General features: G+C 73.5%; 17 protein-coding genes. 14 read left to right on the top strand and 3 right to left on the bottom strand.

The features are described 5' to 3' along the window. Positions 1–10 precede the first annotated feature (10 nt). Genes rplT through EKO23_RS10480 form a run of 3 tightly spaced genes read left to right on the top strand, consistent with a single transcriptional unit; the run spans position 11 to position 2449 of the window. A complete protein-coding gene (rplT, locus tag EKO23_RS10490) occupies positions 11–403 on the top strand; it encodes a 50S ribosomal protein L20 (protein WP_134716952.1) in 393 nt (130 codons plus the stop codon). 35 nt (positions 404–438) lie between these two features. After that, positions 439–1278, top strand: coding sequence for a TrmH family RNA methyltransferase (locus tag EKO23_RS10485; RefSeq protein WP_246051013.1), 840 nt, complete (start codon positions 439–441; stop codon positions 1276–1278). A gap of 7 nt (positions 1279–1285) precedes the next feature. Further along, complete coding sequence (locus EKO23_RS10480) at positions 1286–2449, top strand: DUF4031 domain-containing protein (RefSeq protein WP_134716950.1); 1164 nt, start codon at positions 1286–1288, stop codon at positions 2447–2449. Here EKO23_RS10480 and EKO23_RS10475 read toward each other — a convergent pair. Further along, complete coding sequence (locus tag EKO23_RS10475) at positions 2433–3059, bottom strand: HD domain-containing protein (protein WP_134716948.1); 627 nt, start codon at positions 3057–3059, stop codon at positions 2433–2435. The two genes, EKO23_RS10480 and EKO23_RS10475, sit on opposite strands and share 17 nt — an antisense overlap. Positions 3060–3137: 78 nt before the next feature. On the opposite strand from EKO23_RS10475, the gene EKO23_RS10470 reads away from it, so the two are divergent. Further along, positions 3138–4175 carry a sensor histidine kinase gene (locus EKO23_RS10470; protein ID WP_246051012.1) on the top strand — a complete coding sequence of 346 codons (1038 nt, stop codon included), beginning with the start codon at positions 3138–3140 and terminating at the stop codon, positions 4173–4175. On the opposite strand, the gene EKO23_RS10465 is transcribed toward EKO23_RS10470, so the two are convergent. Further along, positions 4105–4986 (bottom strand): DUF817 domain-containing protein, encoded by an 882-nt coding sequence (locus EKO23_RS10465; protein ID WP_134716946.1) that lies wholly within the window; start codon positions 4984–4986, stop codon positions 4105–4107. The two genes, EKO23_RS10470 and EKO23_RS10465, sit on opposite strands and share 71 nt — an antisense overlap. Positions 4987–5084: 98 nt before the next feature. Between EKO23_RS10465 and pheS the strand changes: the two genes are divergently transcribed. Genes pheS through EKO23_RS10445 form a run of 4 tightly spaced genes read left to right on the top strand, consistent with a single transcriptional unit; the run spans position 5085 to position 12278 of the window. Next, positions 5085–6188 carry a phenylalanine--tRNA ligase subunit alpha gene (gene pheS, locus EKO23_RS10460; protein ID WP_134716944.1) on the top strand — a complete coding sequence of 368 codons (1104 nt, stop codon included), beginning with the start codon at positions 5085–5087 and terminating at the stop codon, positions 6186–6188. A gap of 4 nt (positions 6189–6192) precedes the next feature. Then, complete coding sequence (gene pheT, locus EKO23_RS10455; protein WP_134716942.1) at positions 6193–8682, top strand: phenylalanine--tRNA ligase subunit beta; 2490 nt, start codon at positions 6193–6195, stop codon at positions 8680–8682. A gap of 39 nt (positions 8683–8721) precedes the next feature. Further along, positions 8722–10110, top strand: a complete 1389-nt coding sequence (locus tag EKO23_RS10450; RefSeq protein WP_134716940.1) for a MoxR family ATPase — start codon at positions 8722–8724, stop codon at positions 10108–10110. After that, on the top strand, positions 10110–12278 hold the full coding sequence (locus EKO23_RS10445; protein ID WP_217702567.1) for a vWA domain-containing protein: 2169 nt from the start codon (positions 10110–10112) through the stop codon (positions 12276–12278). The genes EKO23_RS10450 and EKO23_RS10445 overlap by 1 nt, the downstream gene beginning before the upstream one ends. A gap of 108 nt (positions 12279–12386) precedes the next feature. Here the strand turns inward: EKO23_RS10445 and EKO23_RS10440 are convergent, their stop codons facing one another. Further along, positions 12387–13181 (bottom strand): maleylpyruvate isomerase family mycothiol-dependent enzyme, encoded by a 795-nt coding sequence (locus tag EKO23_RS10440; RefSeq protein ID WP_134716936.1) that lies wholly within the window; start codon positions 13179–13181, stop codon positions 12387–12389. A gap of 73 nt (positions 13182–13254) precedes the next feature. Between EKO23_RS10440 and argC the strand changes: the two genes are divergently transcribed. The 6 genes from argC to argF all read left to right on the top strand — a co-directional run bounded on the left by argC (position 13255) and on the right by argF (position 19072). Beyond that, on the top strand, positions 13255–14298 hold the full coding sequence (gene argC, locus EKO23_RS10435; RefSeq protein ID WP_246051019.1) for an N-acetyl-gamma-glutamyl-phosphate reductase: 1044 nt from the start codon (positions 13255–13257) through the stop codon (positions 14296–14298). Between the two features lie 17 nt (positions 14299–14315). Further along, positions 14316–14750, top strand: a complete 435-nt coding sequence (locus tag EKO23_RS10430) for an ACT domain-containing protein (protein WP_167880417.1) — start codon at positions 14316–14318, stop codon at positions 14748–14750. Next, the gene (gene argJ / locus EKO23_RS10425; protein WP_134716930.1) at positions 14747–15898 is read left to right on the top strand and encodes a bifunctional glutamate N-acetyltransferase/amino-acid acetyltransferase ArgJ; all 1152 of its coding nucleotides are present in this window, start codon (positions 14747–14749) and stop codon (positions 15896–15898) included. Before EKO23_RS10430 ends, argJ begins: the two co-directional genes overlap by 4 nt. A gap of 128 nt (positions 15899–16026) precedes the next feature. Continuing rightward, positions 16027–16899, top strand: coding sequence for an acetylglutamate kinase (argB, locus tag EKO23_RS10420; protein ID WP_246051018.1), 873 nt, complete (start codon positions 16027–16029; stop codon positions 16897–16899). Next, the gene (locus EKO23_RS10415) at positions 16896–18152 is read left to right on the top strand and encodes an acetylornithine transaminase (protein WP_134716926.1); all 1257 of its coding nucleotides are present in this window, start codon (positions 16896–16898) and stop codon (positions 18150–18152) included. Before argB ends, EKO23_RS10415 begins: the two co-directional genes overlap by 4 nt. After that, positions 18149–19072, top strand: a complete 924-nt coding sequence (gene argF, locus EKO23_RS10410; protein WP_134716924.1) for an ornithine carbamoyltransferase — start codon at positions 18149–18151, stop codon at positions 19070–19072. Before EKO23_RS10415 ends, argF begins: the two co-directional genes overlap by 4 nt. Positions 19073–19141: the final 69 nt, after the last annotated feature.

Here is a 19141-nt window from a genome sequence, read left to right as displayed (position 1 = left end):
GAGTAACACAGTGGCACGCGTCAAGCGGGCAGTGAACGCCCAGAAGAAGCGCCGGGTCGTCCTCGAGCGGGCGAGCGGTTACCGCGGCCAGCGGTCGCGCCTCTACCGCAAGGCCAAGGAGCAGGTCACCCACTCGCTGGTCTACAGCTACAACGACCGTCGCAAGAAGAAGGGCGACTTCCGCAAGCTGTGGATCCAGCGGATCAACGCCGCCGCTCGTGCGGAGGGCATCACCTACAACCGCTTCATCCAGGGCCTCAAGGCCGCGGGTGTCGAGGTCGACCGCAAGATCCTGGCCGACCTGGCCGTCAACGACGCCCCGGCGTTCGCTGCCCTGGTCGAGACCGCGAAGGCCGCCCTCCCCGAGGACGTGAACGCGCCTCGCGCCGAGGCGACCGCCTGACCGTCGCCGGTCCTCGAGACCACCAGACACACGACGTGGCGAGCTCCCGCGCTGACCTGACGCCGGACGGCGTCCCGCTGACGAAGACCAGCGGACGGGTCAAGACCGCGCGGAAGCTCGCCCGTCGCGCATTTCGGGCCGAGCACCGCGAGTTCCTCGCGGACGGCCCCAAGGCGGTCGAGGGCGCACTGTCGGTGCCCGGCTGCGTGGTCGAGGTGTTCGCGACACCCGCGGCCACGGCGACGTATGCCGACCTCCGGGCCGCCGCGCCGGCCTGGACGCTGGTCGACGAGGCCGCGCTGGCCTCGCTGTCCGAGGCGGTGCACCCGCAGGGCGTGGTCGGCCGGTGCCGGTTCGTGGACCGGCCCCTCGACCATCTGCTGGCCCACGGGACGCCACCCCTCGTCGTCGTCTGCGCCGACGTCCGCGACCCCGGCAACGCCGGGACCGTGATCCGCACGGCCGACGCCGCCGGAGCGGATGCCGTGGTGCTGGCCGGCTCCTCGGTCGACGCCTACAACGCGAAGACCGTCCGGGCCACCGTCGGCAGCCTGTTCCACGTGCCGCTGGCGGTCGAGCCCGACCCGGCCGCCGCGGTCGGGCGGCTCCGGGCCGCCGGCCTCACCGTGCTCGCCGCCGACGGCGCCGGCGAGGTCGACCTCGACGACGCCGCCGACGACGGGCTGCTGACCCGGCCGACTGCCTGGCTGTTCGGCAACGAGGCGTGGGGGCTGCCCGCCGAGCTGGCCGCGCTGGCCGACCACCGGGTCGCGATCCCGATCCACGGCCGTGCCGAGAGCCTCAACCTGTCGACCGCGGCCGCGGTCTGCCTCTACGCCAGCGCCCGCGCCCAGCGTTCGCGGGCCCGGACATGATGGGGACATGACCGTCCTCATCGACCCGCCCAACGCGGCGGGTCACGGCCGGCTCTGGTCGCACCTGGCCAGCGACACGTCGTACGACGAGCTGCACGCGTTCGCGCGTGGGCTCGGGGTCCCCGAGCGGGGCTTCGACCGGGACCACTACGACGTGCCCGCCGAGTGGTACGACCGGGTGGTGGCTGCGGGCGCCCTGCCGGTCTCGTCGCGCGAGCTGATCTCCCGGCTCCGGCACGCCGGGCTGCGCCGCCGCAAGAGCGAGGCGCTGCGGCCGCGCCGCCCCGGACGGTCCCTGCTCCGGCCCCGCGCGCTGCGGCGGGGGGACGTCGTCGCGCTGGTGGCGCCGGCCGGGCCGGCCGACGGCGAGCGGGTCGAGGCCGGGGCCGCGCTGCTCGCGTCGTGGGGCCTCGAGGTGCGCCCGGCCGCCGAGCCCGGCACCGCGCCGTACCCCTGGCTCGTGGACCACGACGAGGCCCGGGCCGAGGCGCTCGCGGACGCCTGGCGGGACCCGGAGGTGGCCGCGGTGTGGTGCGTGCGCGGCGGGTTCGGCGCGCACCGGATCCTCGACCTGCTCGACTGGGACGCGCTGGCCCTGGCCGCGCCCAAGACCCTGATCGGCTTCTCCGACGTCACCGCCCTGCACCAGGCGTTCGCCTCGCGGCTCGGGGTGGCCACCGTGCACGGGCCGATGGCGGCCAGCCTGGCCGACCGCGACGTGGCCACCCGGGAGGCCTTCCGGGCGCTGCTCATGGACGGCGAGGCGGTCGACGTGCGGGGGCACACCGTGGTCGACGGCGAGGCCACCGGACCCCTGGTCGGCGGCAACCTGACCGTGCTGGCGACGTCGTCGGGCACCCCGCTGACCCACCCGGCTGCCGGCTCGATCGCGGTGCTGGAAGACGTGGGGGAGGAGCCCTATCGCCTCGACCGGTCCGTGACCCAGCTGCTGCGGGCCGGCTGGTTCGACGAGGTCCGCGGCATCGTGCTCGGACAGTTCACCGACTGCCGCGACCCCGCCGCGGTGCGCGCGCTGCTCGCGGACCGGCTCGGCGGCCTCGGCGTGCCCCTGCTCGCCGACGCTGCCGTCGGGCACGAGGACACCAACCTCGCGGTGCCGCTCGGGGTGCGGTCCCGGATCGCCGACGGGGTGCTCAGCTTCCCGGGGTGACCCGCTCGAGCTCGGCCACCTCGCGCTCCACGTTGGCGCGGGCCGCGTCCTCCCACCGCTCGCGGGCGTACGGCGTGTGGAACAGCGCCTCCTTGGCCAGCAGGTCGCGCAGGATCGCAGCCCGGGCGGTGGCGAAGGCGTAGCCGGGGACGTGGGCGTACTCCCGCCGGACCTGCCCGACGTACTCCGCGTAGCGGCCGGCGGAGGCGGCCAGGATCCCGAGGTCGGCGTCGGAGAGTGCCTCGCCGTTGCGGTCGCCCGGCTCCGGGCGGTGCTGCTCGGTCATCCGCACCAGCCGGGCCACCTCCGCCACGACCGCGTCGTCGACGAGCCCCACCAGGGCCTCCGCGGCCCATCGCGCCGAGCGTTCCTCGGGGTCGGGCTGCCCGTCGTACACCGCGTCGTGGAACCAGGCCGCCAGCAGCACCGGCAGCCGGTCGTAGTGCCCGGCGCCGATCTGGTCCAGCCGGGCCAGGACCTCGGCGAGGTGCCGGGTGTCGTGGTAGCCGCGGCCCGGGTCTGCGTACGCCGCCTCGAGCGCGGCGCGCAGGTCGTCGGCGCCGGCCAGCGGCCACCAGGGACGGAGGTCCGGCGCCGCGGCTTCCTGCATGACGACCATTCAACCAGCGCGCCGTGTCCCGGCCGGCGCACGGTGTTCCAGGACGCAGAGTGTTCTAGATTGCTGGACGTGACACATCTGGGGGTCCTCGACGCGCTGCCCGACGGGGTGGTGGTCGCCGACGGCGCCGGCACCGTGGTCGAGCTGAACCGCACCGCCCGCGCCATGCTCGGCGGCGGTGCCACCGGCCAACCGCTCGACGAGGTGCTCCGGCTGCAGGACCAGGACGGCAACGACTGGTGCAGCCACAACGCGCCGTACGACGGGCTGTCGACGCGCACCGGTGTCCCCGAGCAGCCGTGGACCCTGCCCAGCGGCCAGGAGGTCCTGGTCACGGCGCGGATCCACCGTCCCACTCCACGCGACCCGGTCGAGCTGGTCGCGATCACGCTGCGCTCCGGCCGCGGCCGGGCCCGCCTCGACCGGGAGCGCTCCGACCTGGTGGCCACCGTCGCCCACGAGATCCGCTCGCCGCTGACCGGCGTGAAGGGCTTCGTCCAGGCGCTGCTGAACCGCTGGGACAAGCTCAACGACGAGCAGAAGCGGCTCATGCTCACCACCGTCCACTCCGACTCCGAGCGGCTCAGCCGGCTGATCGCCGAGCTCCTCGACGTGGCCCGGATCGACACCGGGCGGCTCTCGCTCTACCCCCGCCCGCAGGACTCGACGGTGCTGGTCGGCCGGGTGGTCGACTCGGTGGCCGCCGGAACCTCTCGCTCCGTGGAGCTGGTGGTCAACGGCGACCTGCCGACCGTGACCGTCGACCCGGACAAGTTCACGCAGGTGGTGACCAACCTCGTCGAGAACGGCGTGCGGCACGGCGAGGGGACGGTCACCGTCACCCTGGCCCCGCTGCCGGCGTACGCCGAGTTCCCGGGCGTCCTGATGACCGTGGACGACGCGGGACGCGGCATCCCGCCGGACATCCGGCGCCGGGTGTTCACGAAGTTCTGGAAGCACGGCGAGCGGGGTGGCTCCGGGCTCGGGATGTACCTCGTAAACGGGCTGGTCCGCGCCCACGGCGGGACCCTGACGATCAGCGACTCGCCGGCGGGCGGGGCCCGGATCGAGATCCACTGGCCGGCCCAGGACCGTCGCCAGGACTGAGCCCGTCAGCCTGCTCCGGTGCCGGCACGGCGTACAGCCGCCCCTCCTGTGCCTTGACCGTCGCCACCAGCACGAAGCTCATCGTCACCAGCAGCGCCCAGGCGCCGAGCTTGGACACGTGCACGGCCTCCCAGACGTCGACCTGGCCGGGGTAGTTCCACGCGTCGAGGAAGGTGGCGCCGTTCTCGGCCAGCCACAGGAAGCCGCCGATCAGCAGGAACGCCAGCGCCAGCGGCATGCGGTGACGCGCGGCGCCGACCGTGTAGTGCACGTGGCAGCTGCGCAGCACCCACAGCCCGACCAGGGCCCACAGGACACGCAGGTCGACGATGTAGTGGTGGGTGAAGAAGTTGGCATAGATCCCGACCGCGACCACGGTGGTGGCGGCGGCCGGGTAGCCGGTCACCCGCAGGTCGAACCGGCGCCAGGCCTGGCAGATGTAGGAGCCCACCGCGGCGTACATGAAGCCCGAGAACAGCGGCACCCCGGCGACCATCGTGACCGCGTCGCCCGGGTAGACCCACGAGCCCTGGTGCACCTTGAAGAGCTCGAGGCCCAGGCCGAGCCCGTGGAAGGCGAAGATCACCAGCACCTCGCGCCACGACTCCAGCCCCAGCGCCCAGAAGCCGAACGTGAGCAGCAGGCACCACAGCAGCAGGGCGTCGTACCGCGCGACCGGCAGCGGCACGACGAACGCCAGCGCCAGCCCGACGAACACCCCGAACGCGAACACGCACGACTGCGCCTCCAGCCACCCGAACCGCAGCAGCTGTGCCGTCGCGCGGCGGATGCGGGCGACAGCGGGCGGCATGTGCCCACCCTAGGAGCCGAATCGCGCGCGCCGGGCCGGTCTTCCTAGACTTGCCCCGCAGACGCACCAGCACACCCCATCCCGCCGGAAAGGCAGTCATGTCGGGTCCGAACACCGATTACGACCCCGTCGAGGTCACGCCGCTGAAGGCCGAGCAGGTCGAGACGATGCGCGACGCCGCCCTGGCGGCGATCGCCGCCGCGGCCGACCTCGACGCGCTCAAGCAGGTCCGGCTCGACCACGCCGGCGATCGCTCACCGCTGGCCCTGGCCAACCGCGAGATCGGCGCGCTGCCCCCGCAGGCCCGCAAGGAGGCCGGCCAGCGCGTCGGCCAGGCCCGCGGCGCGGTGAACAAGGCGCTCGCCGAGCGCACCGCGGTGCTCGAGGTCGAGCACGAGGAGCGGATGCTGGTCGAGGAGACCGTCGACGTCACGCTGCCCACCGAGCGGCGCCGCCGCGGCTCGCGGCACCCGATCACGCTGCAGTCAGAGCACATCGCCGACCTGTTCGTCGCGATGGGCTGGGAGGTCGCCGAGGGACCGCTGGTCGAGGCCGAGTGGCTCAACTTCGACGCGCTCAACCTCGGCCCGGACCACCCGGCCCGCACCATGCAGGACACGTTCTGGACCGAGCCGCCCGAGCACCACGTCGTGCTGCGCACCCACACCTCGCCGGTCCAGGCCCGCACCATGCTCACCCGCACCCCGCCGATCTACGTCGTCTGCCCGGGCCGGGTCTTCCGCACCGACGAGTACGACGCCACGCACTCGCCGATGTTCCACCAGGTCGAGGGCCTGGTCGTCGACGAGGGCATCACCATGGCCCACCTCAAGGGCACCCTCGACCACTTCGCGACCCAGCTCTTCGGCGAGGGGATCACCACCCGCTTCCGGCCGTCGTACTTCCCGTTCACCGAGCCGTCCGCCGAGGTGGACCTGCGCTGCTTCGTCTGCCGCGGCGCGTCGCCCGCGGTGGCGTCCTGCCGCACCTGCAAGGGCGAGGGCTGGATCGAGTGGGGCGGCTGCGGCGTCGTGAACCCGCGGGTGCTCACCGCCTGCGGAATCGACACCGACCGCTACACCGGGTTCGCCTTCGGCATGGGCATCGACCGCACGCTGATGTTCCGCCACGGCGCGAGCGACCTGCGTGACTTCTTCGAGGGGGACGTCCGCTTCTCCTCCGCCTTCGGAACGGAGATCTAGCCCCATGCGCGTCCCGCTCTCCTGGCTGCGCGAGTACGTCGACCTGCCGGACGACCTGTCCACCGAGGACCTCGCCCACCGGCTCACCCTGCTCGGCCTCAAGCTCGAGGCGCTGGAGCGTCCCGGCCACGACATCAGCGGACCGCTGGTGATCGGCCGGGTGCTGACGATGGAGCCGGAGCCGCAGAAGAACGGCAAGACCATCAACTGGTGCACCGTCGACGTCGGCGACGCCAACGGCACCGGCGAGCCGCAGGGCATCGTCTGCGGAGCCCACAACTTCGCGCCCGGCGACCTGGTGGTCGTGGTGCTCCCCGGCGGCGTGCTCCCCGGTGGGTTCGAGATCTCGGCCCGCAAGACCTACGGGCACGTGTCCGCCGGCATGATCTGCTCGTCGCGCGAGCTCGGACTCGGCGACGACCACGACGGCATCATCGTGCTGCCGGCCGACGCCGGGAAGCCCGGCGACGACGTCTTCGAGCTGCTGCACCTGCGCGACGAGGTCATCGAGTTCGAGATCAACCCCGACCGTGCCTACGCGCTGTCGCTGCGCGGCGTGGCCCGCGAGGCGGCCCTGGCCGTCGGCGACGTCGACGCGTTCCACGACCCGGCGGCCCGGACGGTCCCGGCACCCAATGGCGACGGCTACCCGGTCCTGGTCGAGGACCCGGCCGGCTGCCCGGTGTTCGCCGCCCGCACGGTGACCGGCTTCGACCCCTCCGCGCCCACCCCGACCTGGCTGTCACGCCGGATCCTGCTGGCCGGGATGCGCCCGATCTCGCTGGCCGTCGACGTCACCAACTACGTGATGCTCGAGCTCGGCCAGCCGATCCACGGCTACGACGGCGACCGGCTGGCCGGCCCGATCCGGGTGCGCCGGGCGCAGCCGGGGGAGCGGGTGACCACGCTCGACGACGTCGACCGCGCCCTCGACCCCGAGGACCTCGTGATCGTCGACGACTCCGGCCCGATCGGCCTGGCCGGCGTCATGGGCGGTGCCACCACCGAGCTGTCCGGCACCACCACGCACGTGGTCATCGAGGCGGCCCACTGGGACCCGGTCTCGATGTTCCGCACCGGCAAGCGGCACAAGCTCTCCTCGGAGGCCGGCAAGCGCAACGAGCGCGGCGTCGACCCGACCCTGCCCGCGATCGCCGCGGACCGGGTCGCCGAGCTGCTCACGACGTACGGCGGCGGCACGGTGCACGACGGCGTCACCCTGGTCGGCGAGGCCCCGAGCCGGGAGCCGATCCGCACCTCGCTGGCCCTCCCGGGCGTCGTCGCCGGGTTCGAGATCAGCGACGGGACCGCCGAGGAGTCCCTGCTCGCGATCGGGGCCGGACTCGCGATCGACGGCAACGGCGTCGAGGTCACCCCGCCGCCGTGGCGACCCGACCTGACCGACCCCTTCGACCTGGTCGAGGAGGTGGTCCGGCAGGTCGGCTACGACGTCATCCCGTCGGTGCTGCCCCCGGCCCCGTCCGGCCGCGGCCTCACCCGCGCCCAGAAGCTGCGGCGCCGGGTGGGCCGCACGCTGGCCGGCGAGGGGTACGTCGAGGTGATCACGTTCCCGTTCGTCGGCGACCAGGACCTCGACGCGCTGGGCCTCCCGGCCGACGACGAGCGCCGTACCGTCCTCCGGCTGGCGAACCCGCTGTCGTCGGAGGAGCCGGCGATGACCACCACCCTGCTGCCCGGCCTGCTCAAGACGGTGGCCCGCAACGCCGGCCGCGGCGCCACCTCGACGGCGCTCTTCGAGGCGGCCAGCGTGACCCTGCCGCACGGCGGCGGCCCGGCCCCGATCTACGGCGTCGACCGGCGCCCGACCGAGGGCGAGATCGCCGACCTCGACAAGGCCCTGCCCGACCAGCCGCTGCACCTCGCGCTCACCGTCTCCGGCGAGCGGGAGCAGCCCGGATGGTGGGGCGAGGGTCGGGCGGCGAGCTGGGCGGACGCGGTCGACGCGGTCCGTGCGGTGGCCGAGGTGCTGTCGGTCGAGGTGACCGTCCGCGCCGCGAAGAGGGCGCCGTGGCACCCCGGCCGGTGCGCGGAGATCCTGGTCGGCGACGTGGTCCTCGGCCACGCCGGAGAGCTGCACCCGCGGGTGTGCACGGCGTACGGCGTGCCCGCGCGCACCGCCGCCGCCGAGATCGACCTCGACGCGCTGCTCGAGCACGCCGTGGCGCTGGTCCCGGCACCGACGTTCTCGGACTACCCGGTGGCCAAGGAGGACGTCGCGCTGGTCGTCGACGACTCCGTCCCGGCCGCGGACGTCGAGGCCGCGCTGCGCGACGGGGCCGGCGACCTGCTGGAGTCGGTGCGCCTGTTCGACGTCTTCACCGGCGACCAGATCGGTGCCGGCAAGAAGTCGCTCGCGTTCGCACTCCGCTTCCGGGCTCCCGACCGCACCCTCAAGGAGGGCGAGGCCGGAGCCGCCCGCGACGCCGCGGTGGCCGCCGCGGCCGAGCGCACGGGCGCCGTCCAGCGGGTGTGAGCGCACTCCAGGGTTGGCTCGCTGAGTACGTTGGAGCGCGTGACGGACGCACCCACCATCAGGACCGTCGGCGAGCTCCGCGCCACCGGGCACCGCGCCCAGAGCCTGCGCGAGGAGCTGCGCGCCAACCTGCTCGCGGCGCTGCGCGAGGGGCGTGACCCCTGGCCCGGGCTGCACGGGTTCGAGGACACCGTGATCCCTCAGCTCGAGCGGGCGCTGCTCGCCGGGCACGACGTCGTGCTGCTCGGGGAGCGGGGGCAGGGCAAGACCCGCCTGCTGCGCACCCTGGTCGGGCTGCTCGACGAGTGGACGCCGGTGATCGACGGATCCGAGCTCGGCGAGCACCCCTACCTCCCGGTCACCCACGCCTCGCAGCGCCGGGCCGCCGAGCTCGGCGACGACCTGCCGGTCGCCTGGCGGCACCGCGACGAGCGGTACGCCGAGAAGCTGGCCACTCCGGACACCTCCGTCGCCGACCTGATCGGCGACGTGGACCCGATGAAGGTCGCGGAGGGGCGGACCCTCGGTGACCCCGAGACCATCCACTTCGGTCTGATCCCGCGCTCGCACCGCGGCATCGTCGCGATCAACGAGCTGCCCGACCTCGCCGAGCGGATCCAGGTCGCGATGCTGAACGTGATGGAGGAGCGCGACATCCAGATCCGCGGCTACGTGCTGAGGCTGCCGCTGGACGTGCTCGTGGTCGCCAGCGCCAACCCCGAGGACTACACCAACCGCGGCCGGATCATCACCCCGCTGAAGGACCGGTTCGGGGCCGAGATCCGCACCCACTACCCGGTCGCCCTCGAGGACGAGGTGGCCGTGGTGCGGCAGGAGGCGTCCTTGGTCGCGGAGGTGCCCGACCACCTGGTCGAGATCCTGGCCCGGTTCACCCGCAACCTGCGCGAGTCCGGCTCGGTCGACCAGCGCTCCGGCGTCTCCGCCCGGTTCTCCATCGCCGGCGCCGAGACCATGGCCGCCTCGGCGCTGCACCGCGCGACCTCGCAGGGGGAGGACGAGGCGGTCGCCCGCGTGGTCGACCTCGAGGCCGCGGTCGACGTGCTCGGCGGCAAGGTCGAGTTCGAGACCGGCGAGGAGGGTCGGGAGCGCGAGATCCTCGACCACCTGCTCCGCAAGGCCACCGCCGACACCGTCCGCAGCCACTTCCGCGGCATCGACTTCGCGCTGCTGGTGGGGGCGATCGAGGACGGCGCGTCGGTCTCCACCGGTGAGCAGGTCGCTGCCCGCGACTTCCTGGCGGGGCTGCCGGTGCTGGGGGAGTCCGAGCTCTACGACCAGGTCTGCGACGCCCTGGCCGCGCACAACGACGGCGAGCGCGCCAGCGCGATCGAGCTGGCGCTCGAGGGGCTCTACCTCGCGCGCAAGGTCGACAAGGACTCGGCCGCCGGAGAGACGGTCTACGGATAGTGAGGGGCTCGCACCGGTCCCGCTACGGCCGCTACACCGGCGGCCCGGACCCGCTCGCGCCCCCGGTCGACCTGGCCGAGGCCCTGGACCACATCGGCCAGGAGGTGATGGCGGGGTACTCGCCGGAGCGGGCGATGCGCGAGTTCCTCCGCCGCGGGGGCCAGGACCAGCAGGGCCTGGACGACCTGGCCCGCCGGGTCGCCGAGCGTCGGCGGGACCTGCTCCAGCGGCACCACCTCGACGGCACCATGCAGGAGGTCCGCGAGCTGCTCGACAAGGCGCTGCTCGCCGAGCGCGGGCAGCTGGCCCGCGACGTGGAGATGGACGACGCCGACCGCTCGTTCCGCGAGATGCGCCTCGACAACCTGCCGCCCAGCACCGCGGCGGCCGTCAGCGAGCTCTCGACGTACGACTGGCAGAGCGGCGAGGCCCGCGAGGCCTACGAGCAGATCAAGGACCTGCTCGGACGCGAGATGCTCGACCAGCGCTTCGCCGGGATGAAGCAGGCGCTCGAGAACGCCACCGACGAGGACCGGGCCGCGGTCAACGAGATGCTCCAGGACCTCAACGACCTGCTGGAGGCGCACCGCCGCGGGGAGGACACCGACCAGCAGTTCCGCGAGTTCATGGACAAGCACGGGGACTTCTTCCCCGAGAACCCGCGGACCATGGACGAGCTCCTCGACTCCCTCGCCGCGCGCGCCGCCGCCGCGCAGCGGATGCGCAACTCGATGACGCAGGAGCAGCGCGACGAGCTCGACGCGCTCGCGGCCCAGGCGTTCGGCTCCCCGGAGCTGATGCAGTCCCTCGACCGCCTCGACGGCAACCTCCAGGCGCTCCGACCGGGGGAGGACTGGGGCGGCTCCGAGCGGTTCGACGGCGAGGAGGGGCTCGGGCTCGGCGACGGCACCGGAGTGCTGCAGGACCTGGCTGACCTCGACGACCTGGCCGACCAGCTGAGCCAGTCGTACGACGGCGCCCGCATGGACGACGTCGACCTGGACAAGCTGGCCCGGCAGCTCGGCGACAGGGCGGCCGTCGACGCCCGGACGCTCGCCGAATTGGAGCGGGCACTGCGCGAGTCCGGCTACCTCAAGCGCACCTCCGACGGGCAGCTCCGCCTGTCGCCGAAGGCGATGCGGCAGCTCGGTCGCGCGCTGCTCAAGGACGTGGCCAACCGGATGTCGGCCCGGCAGGGTCAGCGCGACCTGCGCACCGCCGGGGCGGCGGGGGAGCGCAGCGGCGCGACCCGGCCGTGGGAGTTCGGGGACACCGAGCCGTGGGACGTGACCCGCACGGTCACCAACGCCGTGCTCCGCAACGCCTCCGAGGGCCCTGCCGGCTCACCTCCGCTGGTGGAGGAGCGAGGAACGAGCGTCTCGAAACCCCCGCCAGTGGAGGAGCGTGAAGGTCCGCTGGTTGAGGAGCGCCCTTCGAGACAGGCTCGTCCCTCGCCTTCCTCAGGGAGCGTCTCGAAACCAAGGGCCCCCCGCGTCCGCCTCGACATCAGCGACGTCGAGGTCGTCGAGACCGAGGCCCGCACCCAGGCCGCGGTCGCGCTGCTCGTGGACACCTCGTTCTCGATGGCGATGGACGGCCGCTGGGTGCCCATGAAGCGCACCGCGCTGGCCCTGCACCAGCTGGTCACCAGCCGGTTCCGCGGCGACGCGCTCGAGGTGATCGCGTTCGGCCGGCACGCCCAGGTGATGCCGATCGAGCAGCTGACCGCGCTCGACGCCCGCTGGGACAAGGGCACGAACCTGCACCACGCGCTGCTGCTCGCCAACCGGCACTTCCGCAAGCACCCGCACGCCCAGCCGGTGCTGCTGATCGTCACCGACGGCGAGCCCACCTCGCACCTCGAGCCGGACGGGGAGGTCTGGTTCTCCTACCCGCCGCACCCGCTGACCATCGCCTACAGCGTGCGCGAGCTCGACGCGGCCGCGCGCTTCGGCGCCCAAACCACGTTCTTCCGGCTCGGCGAGGACCCCGGCCTGGCCCGGTTCGTCGACCAGATGGCCCGCCGGGTCGACGGCCGGGTGGTCGCGCCCGAGCTCGACGACCTCGGCGCCGCCGTGGTCGGCAGCTACCTCGGCTCCCGGGGATCCGGCGGTTCCTACCGCGACCACTTCGGCGACTGGTCGGGCCGCGGCTTCTGGGTGGACTGAGATGTGTGCAGGATCCCCCGGTCGACCGGGGAATCCTGCGCTTGACGGGCAGAACTTCGCCCGTCAAGCGCAGGAACTGCCCGTCCAGCTCCGGCGGGGTGGTCGGCGTCAGGTGATCGGCTGGGCCACGATCTGCCGGAACCGGCTCCAGACCGCGTCGTCGCCGGACACCGCGATGCCCTCGTCGCTTCCGCGGCGCCACAGCCAGGCGTCGAGGACTCCGCTGGCCCCGGCCACCACCACGTGGGGCTCGGTGCCGTCATTTGGCACCACCCCGATGTCGGGTTCGTCGTAGGTCTTCCCGTTGTCGGGGTCGGTGCCGGTGAACCAGCCGAGCCGCACGAACACCGGCGTTGCGAGACCGCCGACGTCGAACCTGACCAGCCCGTCGCGCGGGGTGAACGTGCCCCACGCGGGGCCGCCGCCGTACATCACCCCGAGCACCTCAGCGACGCCGTCCGCGGCCAGCGTGCCGTCGAGCGGCGTCACTTGCCCGGCGGTCAGCTCCGCGTCGAGCCGGTGGATGAGCGCCTCGTGCGCCTGCCGGCGGACGATGAAGCCGACCGTCTGCTCCGGTGCCCAGGTCCACGCCTGCTCGACCGGGTCGGCCTGCTCGAGCGCGTCGACCAGGGCGGCGGAGGACTCGTCGAAGAACCCCAGTAGCCCGTCGTACGTCGCGGGGCGCTCGGGCTCGGCCAGCGCCTCGGGGCCCTCGGGCCGCTGTCGCACGATCGTTGACCAGAAGCGCTGGACCCCGGCAAGGTGGAAGAGCAGGTCGGCCGCGTCCCAGCCGGGACAGCTGGGGACCCGAGCGGCCGGGTCGCAACCGGCCAGCACCTCGCGGAAGCGGCGGGACTCCGTGCGGATGTGGTCGAGGTACGCCGGGTGGGGGAGCAGGCTCATGGGCGCCAAACCTAGGGGCGGCGTCCGACAGGTGACATCCGAATATGCAGTCCATGCATTCCTCTGTATGGTTATGCACATGTCCTTCTCCGTCGCCGTCGCCGGGGCGAGCGGCTATGCCGGGGGCGAGGTCCTCCGGCTGCTGCTGTCCCACCCCGACGCCGAGATCGGTGCGCTCACCGGCGGGTCCAACGCCGGCACGCCCCTCGGCACCCTCCAGCCGCACCTCGTGCCGCTGGCCGACCGGGTCCTGGAGGAGACCACCCCCGACACGCTGGCCGGCCACGACGTCGTGTTCCTCGGCCTGCCGCACGGCCAGTCGGCCGAGATCGCGGCCGCGCTGCCCGACGACGTGGTGGTCATCGACTGCGGCGCCGACTACCGGCTCACCGACCCCGCGGCCTGGGAGAGGTTCTACGGCGGCCCGCACGCCGGCGCCTGGCCCTACGGCCTGCCCGAGCTGCCCGGCCAGCGCGACCACCTCCGCGGCGCCACCCGGATCGCGGTTCCCGGCTGCTACCCGACCGTCTCCACGCTCACCCTCGCCCCGGCGGTCGCCGCGGGGATCGTCGACCCCGACGTCGTCGTGGTCGCGGCGAGCGGCACCAGCGGCGCCGGCAAGGCGGCCAAGCCGCACCTGCTCGGCAGCGAGGTCATGGGCAACGCCAGCGCGTACGGCGTCGGCGGCGTCCACCGGCACACCCCCGAGATCACCCAGAACCTCTCCGGCCTGACCGACACGCCCGTCCGGGTCAGCTTCACCCCGGTCCTGGTGCCGATGCCCCGCGGCATCCTCGCCACCTGCTCGGCCCCGCTGTCCGGCGGGGGGCCGCACCTCCCTGCCGACGACGCGTACGCCGTCTACGAGAAGGCCTACGCCGCTGAGCCGTTCGTGCACCTGCTCCCGCAGGGCACCTGGCCGCAGACCAAGTCCGTGGTGGGCTCCAACGCCGTGCACGTGCAGGTCACCGTCGACGAGGCGGCCGGCCGGCTGGTCGCGGTCGGGGCCGTCGACAACCTCGCGAAGGGCACCGGTGGCGCCGCCGTCCAGTGCATGAACCTCGCGCTCGGCCTCGACGAGGGCACCGGGCTCTCGGCCGTGGGACTGGCCCCGTGAGCGGGAGCAGCGATGCCGTGAGCGGCACGACGTACGCGCTCGACCGCTTCCCCGAGACCCTGGCCGTGGTCCGGCTGGCGCCGGGCTCCGAGGTGCCCGACTGGGCCGAGTCCTCCTCGGTCTTCTCGGTCACCGCCACGGCCACCGAGACCTCGCTGGTCTGCGCGGCCCGCAGCGTCCCGACCAAGGCCCGTGCCCAGCGGCCGTTCACCGCGTTCGCGGTGCAGGGCACCCTCGACTTCGCACTGACCGGCGTGCTTGCCGAGCTGCTCGCCCCGCTGGCCCGGGAGACCATCAGCGTCTTCACGCTCTCCACCTTCGACACCGACTGGATCCTGGTCCCGGCCGATCGGGCGGACGACGCCGCGGAGGCGTGGCGACGACGAGGGCACACCGTCGCCGACGCCGTCCCCGTCACCGCCGGGTCGCAGTCCAGGAAGAAGAGGAAATGACCGTCACCACCCCTGCCGGCTTCACCGCCGCCGGCGTCCCCGCCGGCCTGAAGGCCTCCGGCGGCAAGGACGTCGCCCTCGTCGTCAACCAGGGCCCCGCCTTCGACTCCGCGACCGTGTTCACCAGCAACCGCTGCAAGGCGAACCCGGTGCTGTGGAGCCAGGAGGTGGTCAAGGACGGCGTGGTCCGCGCCGTGTTCCTGAACTCGGGTGGGGCCAACTGCTACACCGGCCCCGACGGCTTCCAGACCACGCACGCGGTCGCCGAGCGCGTCGCCTCCCACCTCGGGATCGGCGCGATCGACGTGGTCGTGTGCTCGACCGGGCTGATCGGCCTGACCAACCCCCGCGAGCAGGTGCTCGCCGGGGTCGACACGGCGTACGCCGCGCTGTCGGCCGACGGCGGTGGCGACGCGGCTGAGGCGATCATGACCACCGACTCGGTGAGCAAGCAGGTCGTGGTCGAGGGCGCCGGCTGGAGCGTCGGCGGCATCGCCAAGGGTGCCGGGATGCTGGCCCCGCAGCTGGCCACCATGCTGGTGGTGCTGACCACCGACGCCGTGGTTCCGGCGACCCAGCTCGACACCGCGCTGCGCGCCGCGACCCGGGTCAGCTTCGACCGGCTCGACTCCGACGGCTGCATGTCCACCAACGACACCGTCACGGTGATGGCCAGCGGCGCCAGCGGGATCACCCCGACGCCCGAGGACTTCACGGCGGCGCTCACCCAGGCCTGCACCGACCTGGCCATGCAGCTGCTCCAGGACGCCGAGGGCGCGGACCACGAGATCGCGATCACCGTGCTCAACGCCGCGTCGGAGGACGACGCGGTCGAGGTCGGCCGCTCGGTCGCCCGCAGCAACCTCTTCAAGGCCGCGGTGTTCGGCAACGACCCGAACTGGGGGCGGGTGCTGGCCAGCATCGGCACCACGCAGGCGGCGTTCGACCCGGCCGACCTCGACGTCGCGATGAACGGCGTCTGGGTGTGCCGGACCTCGACCCCGGCTGCCGATCCGGCGACCGTCGACCTCACCGGACGGGAGGTCGCGGTGACCATCGACCTCAAGGCCGGCTCCGAGCGGGCCACCGTCTGGACCAACGACCTGACCCACGCCTACGTCCACGAGAACAGCGCGTACTCCTCATGAGCGACCTGACCCCCGACCTGACCACCGACCTGACCACCGGGCAGCTCACCCCCGACCAGCCGGTCGAGCGCCGCAACCGCCCCGACCCCGCCAAGGCGGAGACCCTGGCCGAGGCACTGCCCTGGCTGATGACCTACCACGGCAAGGTGATCGTGGTGAAGTACGGCGGCAACGCCATGACCGACGACAGCCTCAAGCGGGCGTTCGCCGAGGACATCGCGTTCCTCCGCTACGCCGGCTTCAAGCCGGTCGTCGTCCACGGCGGCGGACCGCAGATCTCCTCGATGCTGGACCGGCTCGGGATCGCCTCCGAGTTCCGCGGCGGCCTCCGGGTGACCACGCCCGAGGCGATGGACGTGGTTCGCATGGTGCTGGTCGGCCAGGTCCAGCGCGAGCTGGTCGGGCTGATCAACCAGCACGGCCACATCGCGGTCGGGCTGTCCGGCGAGGACGCCGGGCTGTTCACCGCCGAGCAGGCCAGCACCGTGGTCGACGGCGAGGAGGTCGACCTCGGCCGGGTCGGCGAGGTCACCAAGGTCCGCCCCGAGGCCGTGCAGGACCTGCTCGACGCCGGCCGGATCCCGGTCATCTCCAGCGTCGCGCCCGACGCCGACGGGCTGATCCACAACGTGAACGCCGACACCGCCGCGGCCGCGCTGGCCGTCGCGCTGCGCGCCGAGAAGCTGCTCGTGCTCACCGACGTCGAGGGCCTCTACCGCGACTGGCCGGACAGCGACGACGTGATCCAGGAGATCTCGCCGGAGACCCTGGCCGCGGTGATGCCGACGCTGGCCTCGGGGATGGTGCCCAAGATGGGTGCCTGTCTGAAGGCGGTCACGGAGGGCGTCCCGCGGGCCACGGTGGTCGACGGGCGCGAGCCGCACTCGGTGCTGCTCGAGATCTTCACCGACGAGGGCGTCGGCACCCAGGTGCTGCCCGGCGTCGAGACCCGGCTGCGCAAGGCCTACGGCTCCGCCCGGAACAAGGAAGCCGGCTCATGACCCACCTCGACCAGCACCGCTCCCTCCAGGACCGGTACGCCGCGTCCTTGATGAACACGTTCGGCCCGCCCAAGCTGGTGCTCACCCACGGCGACGGTGCCCGGGTCTGGGACGAGAACGGCAAGGCCTACCTCGACCTGCTCGGCGGGATCGCGGTGAACGCGCTCGGCCACGGGCACCCGGCCCTGGTGCACGCGGTCACGGCGCAGCTGGGCACGCTCGGCCACGTCTCCAACTTCTTCGCCACCCAGCCGCAGGTGGAGCTCGCCGAGTGGCTGCTCGCGCTGCTCGGCGCCGGCCCCGGCAAGGTGTTCTTCGCCAACTCCGGCGCCGAGGCCAACGAGGCCGCGTTCAAGCTCACCCGGCGCACCGGCCGCACCCACCTGGTCGCGACCGAGGGCGCGTTCCACGGCCGCACCATGGGCGCGCTGGCGCTCACCCACAAGGAGGCCTACCGGACGCCGTTCGAGCCGCTGCCGGGCGAGGTGACCTTCGTGCCGTACGGGGACTCCGAGGCGCTCGCGGCCGCGGTCACCGACCGCACCGCCGCGGTGGTCCTCGAGCCGGTCCAGGGCGAGGCCGGGGTGGTCGTCCCACCGGCCGGCTACCTCGCCGCGGCCCGCCGGACCACCCGCGAGCACGGCGCGCTGCTGTGGCTCGACGAGATCCAGACCGGCATCGGCCGCACCGGTGCCTGGTTCGCGCACCGAAACCCGGCCGTCGACCCGACCGCCGCCCACGACCCCGTCGTCCCCGACGTGGTCACCGTCGCCAAGGGGCTCGGCGGCGGCATCCCGATCGGCGCCTGCGTCGCGCTCGGCGCGGCCGGCGACCTGCTCGGCCCCGGCAACCACGGCACCACGTTCGGCGGCAACCCGGTGGCCACCGCCGCAGGCCTCGCGGTGCTCCGCACCATCCACGCCGACGGCCTGCTCGACCATGCCAGCCGGGTCGGCGCCCGGCTCCGGGCCGGCCTCGCCGCCGACCCGCGGGTCTCCGAGGTCCGCGGCGCCGGCCTCCTGATCGGCCTCGACCTGGTCGAGCCGCGGTCCGCCGAGGTCACCGAGGCCGCGCTCGCCGCCGGCTTCATCATCAACAACCCCACGCCGGAGCGGATCCGGCTCGCGCCGCCGCTGGTGCTCACCGAGACCGACGCCGACGCGTTCCTCCGCGCCTGGCCCTCGCTCCTCGACGCGGCCGGCCTGGCGCAACAGCACCCACAGCAGGACACCACGATCGGGGGCCCCGCATGACCCGCCACTTCCTCCGCGACGACGACCTCACCCCGGCCGAGCAGGCCGAGGTGCTCGAGCACGCAGCGCGCCTCAAGAAGGACCCCTTCGGCCACCAGCCGCTCGGCGGACCGCGCACGGTCGCGCTGATCTTCGACAAGCAGACCCTGCGCACCCAGGCGTCGTTCAGCGCGGGCATCGCCGAGCTCGGGGGATACCCGATGACGGTCGACGGGCGCCTCGCCGGCATCGGCGAGCGGGAGTCCGTCGAGGACGTGGCCCGGGTGCTCGGCCGCCAGGCCGCGATCATCGTCTGGCGGACCGGCCCCCAGGCCAAGATCGACGCGATGGCCGCCCACGCCGGCGTGCCGGTCGTCAACGCCCTCACCGACGACTTCCACCCCTGCCAGCTGCTCGCCGACCTGCTCACGATCCGCGAGCACAAGGGCACCCTGGCCGGGCTCACGGTCGCCTTCGTCGGCGACGGCGCCTGCAACATGGGCAACTCCTGGCTGCTGGCCGGCGCCACCGCCGGCCTGCACGTCGTGGTCGGCTCGCCCGAGGGCTACCAGCCAAGCGTCGACATCGTCGCCCGGGCCACCGACATCGCCGCCGGGACCGGCGGGTCGGTCCGGGTCGTCGCCGACCCCGCCGCGGCGGTGGCCGGTGCCGACGTCGTGGTCACCGACACCTGGGTGTCGATGGGGACCGAGGATCAGGCCGAGACCCGGCTCGCGGCCCTGGCGCCGTACTCCCTGACCGCGGGGCTGCTCGCGCAGGCCAAGCCGGACGCGATCGTCATGCACTGCCTCCCGGCGTACCGCGGCAAGGAGATCGACGCCGCCGTCCTCGACGGACCCCAGAGCGTGGTCTGGGACGAGGCCGAGAACCGCCGGCACGCCCAGAAGGCGATCCTCGACTGGCTGTGGGAGCGGGCATGAGCCAGCCCGCCCGCCAGCCCGACCGCCACCCCGACCACCACCCCGACCACCACCAGGCCGGTGCCATCA

This window comes from Nocardioides guangzhouensis, assembly GCF_004519545.1.
Classification (GTDB): domain Bacteria; phylum Actinomycetota; class Actinomycetes; order Propionibacteriales; family Nocardioidaceae; genus Nocardioides; species Nocardioides guangzhouensis.
Note: the sequence above shows the minus strand (reverse complement) of the source record. Positions and strands in the feature narration are given on the sequence as shown.

Coding starts and splice junctions, on each gene's coding strand:
- argB (WP_246051018.1), top strand. CDS start 16,027: ATGACCTACCACGGCAAGGTGATCGTGGTGAAGTACGGCGGCAACGCC.
- argF (WP_134716924.1), top strand. CDS start 18,149: ATGACCCGCCACTTCCTCCGCGACGACGACCTCACCCCGGCCGAGCAG.
- pheS (WP_134716944.1), top strand. CDS start 5,085: ATGTCGGGTCCGAACACCGATTACGACCCCGTCGAGGTCACGCCGCTG.
- argC (WP_246051019.1), top strand. CDS start 13,255: ATGCACATGTCCTTCTCCGTCGCCGTCGCCGGGGCGAGCGGCTATGCC.
- EKO23_RS10480 (WP_134716950.1), top strand. CDS start 1,286: ATGACCGTCCTCATCGACCCGCCCAACGCGGCGGGTCACGGCCGGCTC.
- argJ (WP_134716930.1), top strand. CDS start 14,747: ATGACCGTCACCACCCCTGCCGGCTTCACCGCCGCCGGCGTCCCCGCC.
- EKO23_RS10475 (WP_134716948.1), bottom strand. CDS start 3,059: ATGCAGGAAGCCGCGGCGCCGGACCTCCGTCCCTGGTGGCCGCTGGCC.
- EKO23_RS10465 (WP_134716946.1), bottom strand. CDS start 4,986: ATGCCGCCCGCTGTCGCCCGCATCCGCCGCGCGACGGCACAGCTGCTG.
- pheT (WP_134716942.1), top strand. CDS start 6,193: ATGCGCGTCCCGCTCTCCTGGCTGCGCGAGTACGTCGACCTGCCGGAC.
- EKO23_RS10415 (WP_134716926.1), top strand. CDS start 16,896: ATGACCCACCTCGACCAGCACCGCTCCCTCCAGGACCGGTACGCCGCG.
- EKO23_RS10440 (WP_134716936.1), bottom strand. CDS start 13,181: ATGAGCCTGCTCCCCCACCCGGCGTACCTCGACCACATCCGCACGGAG.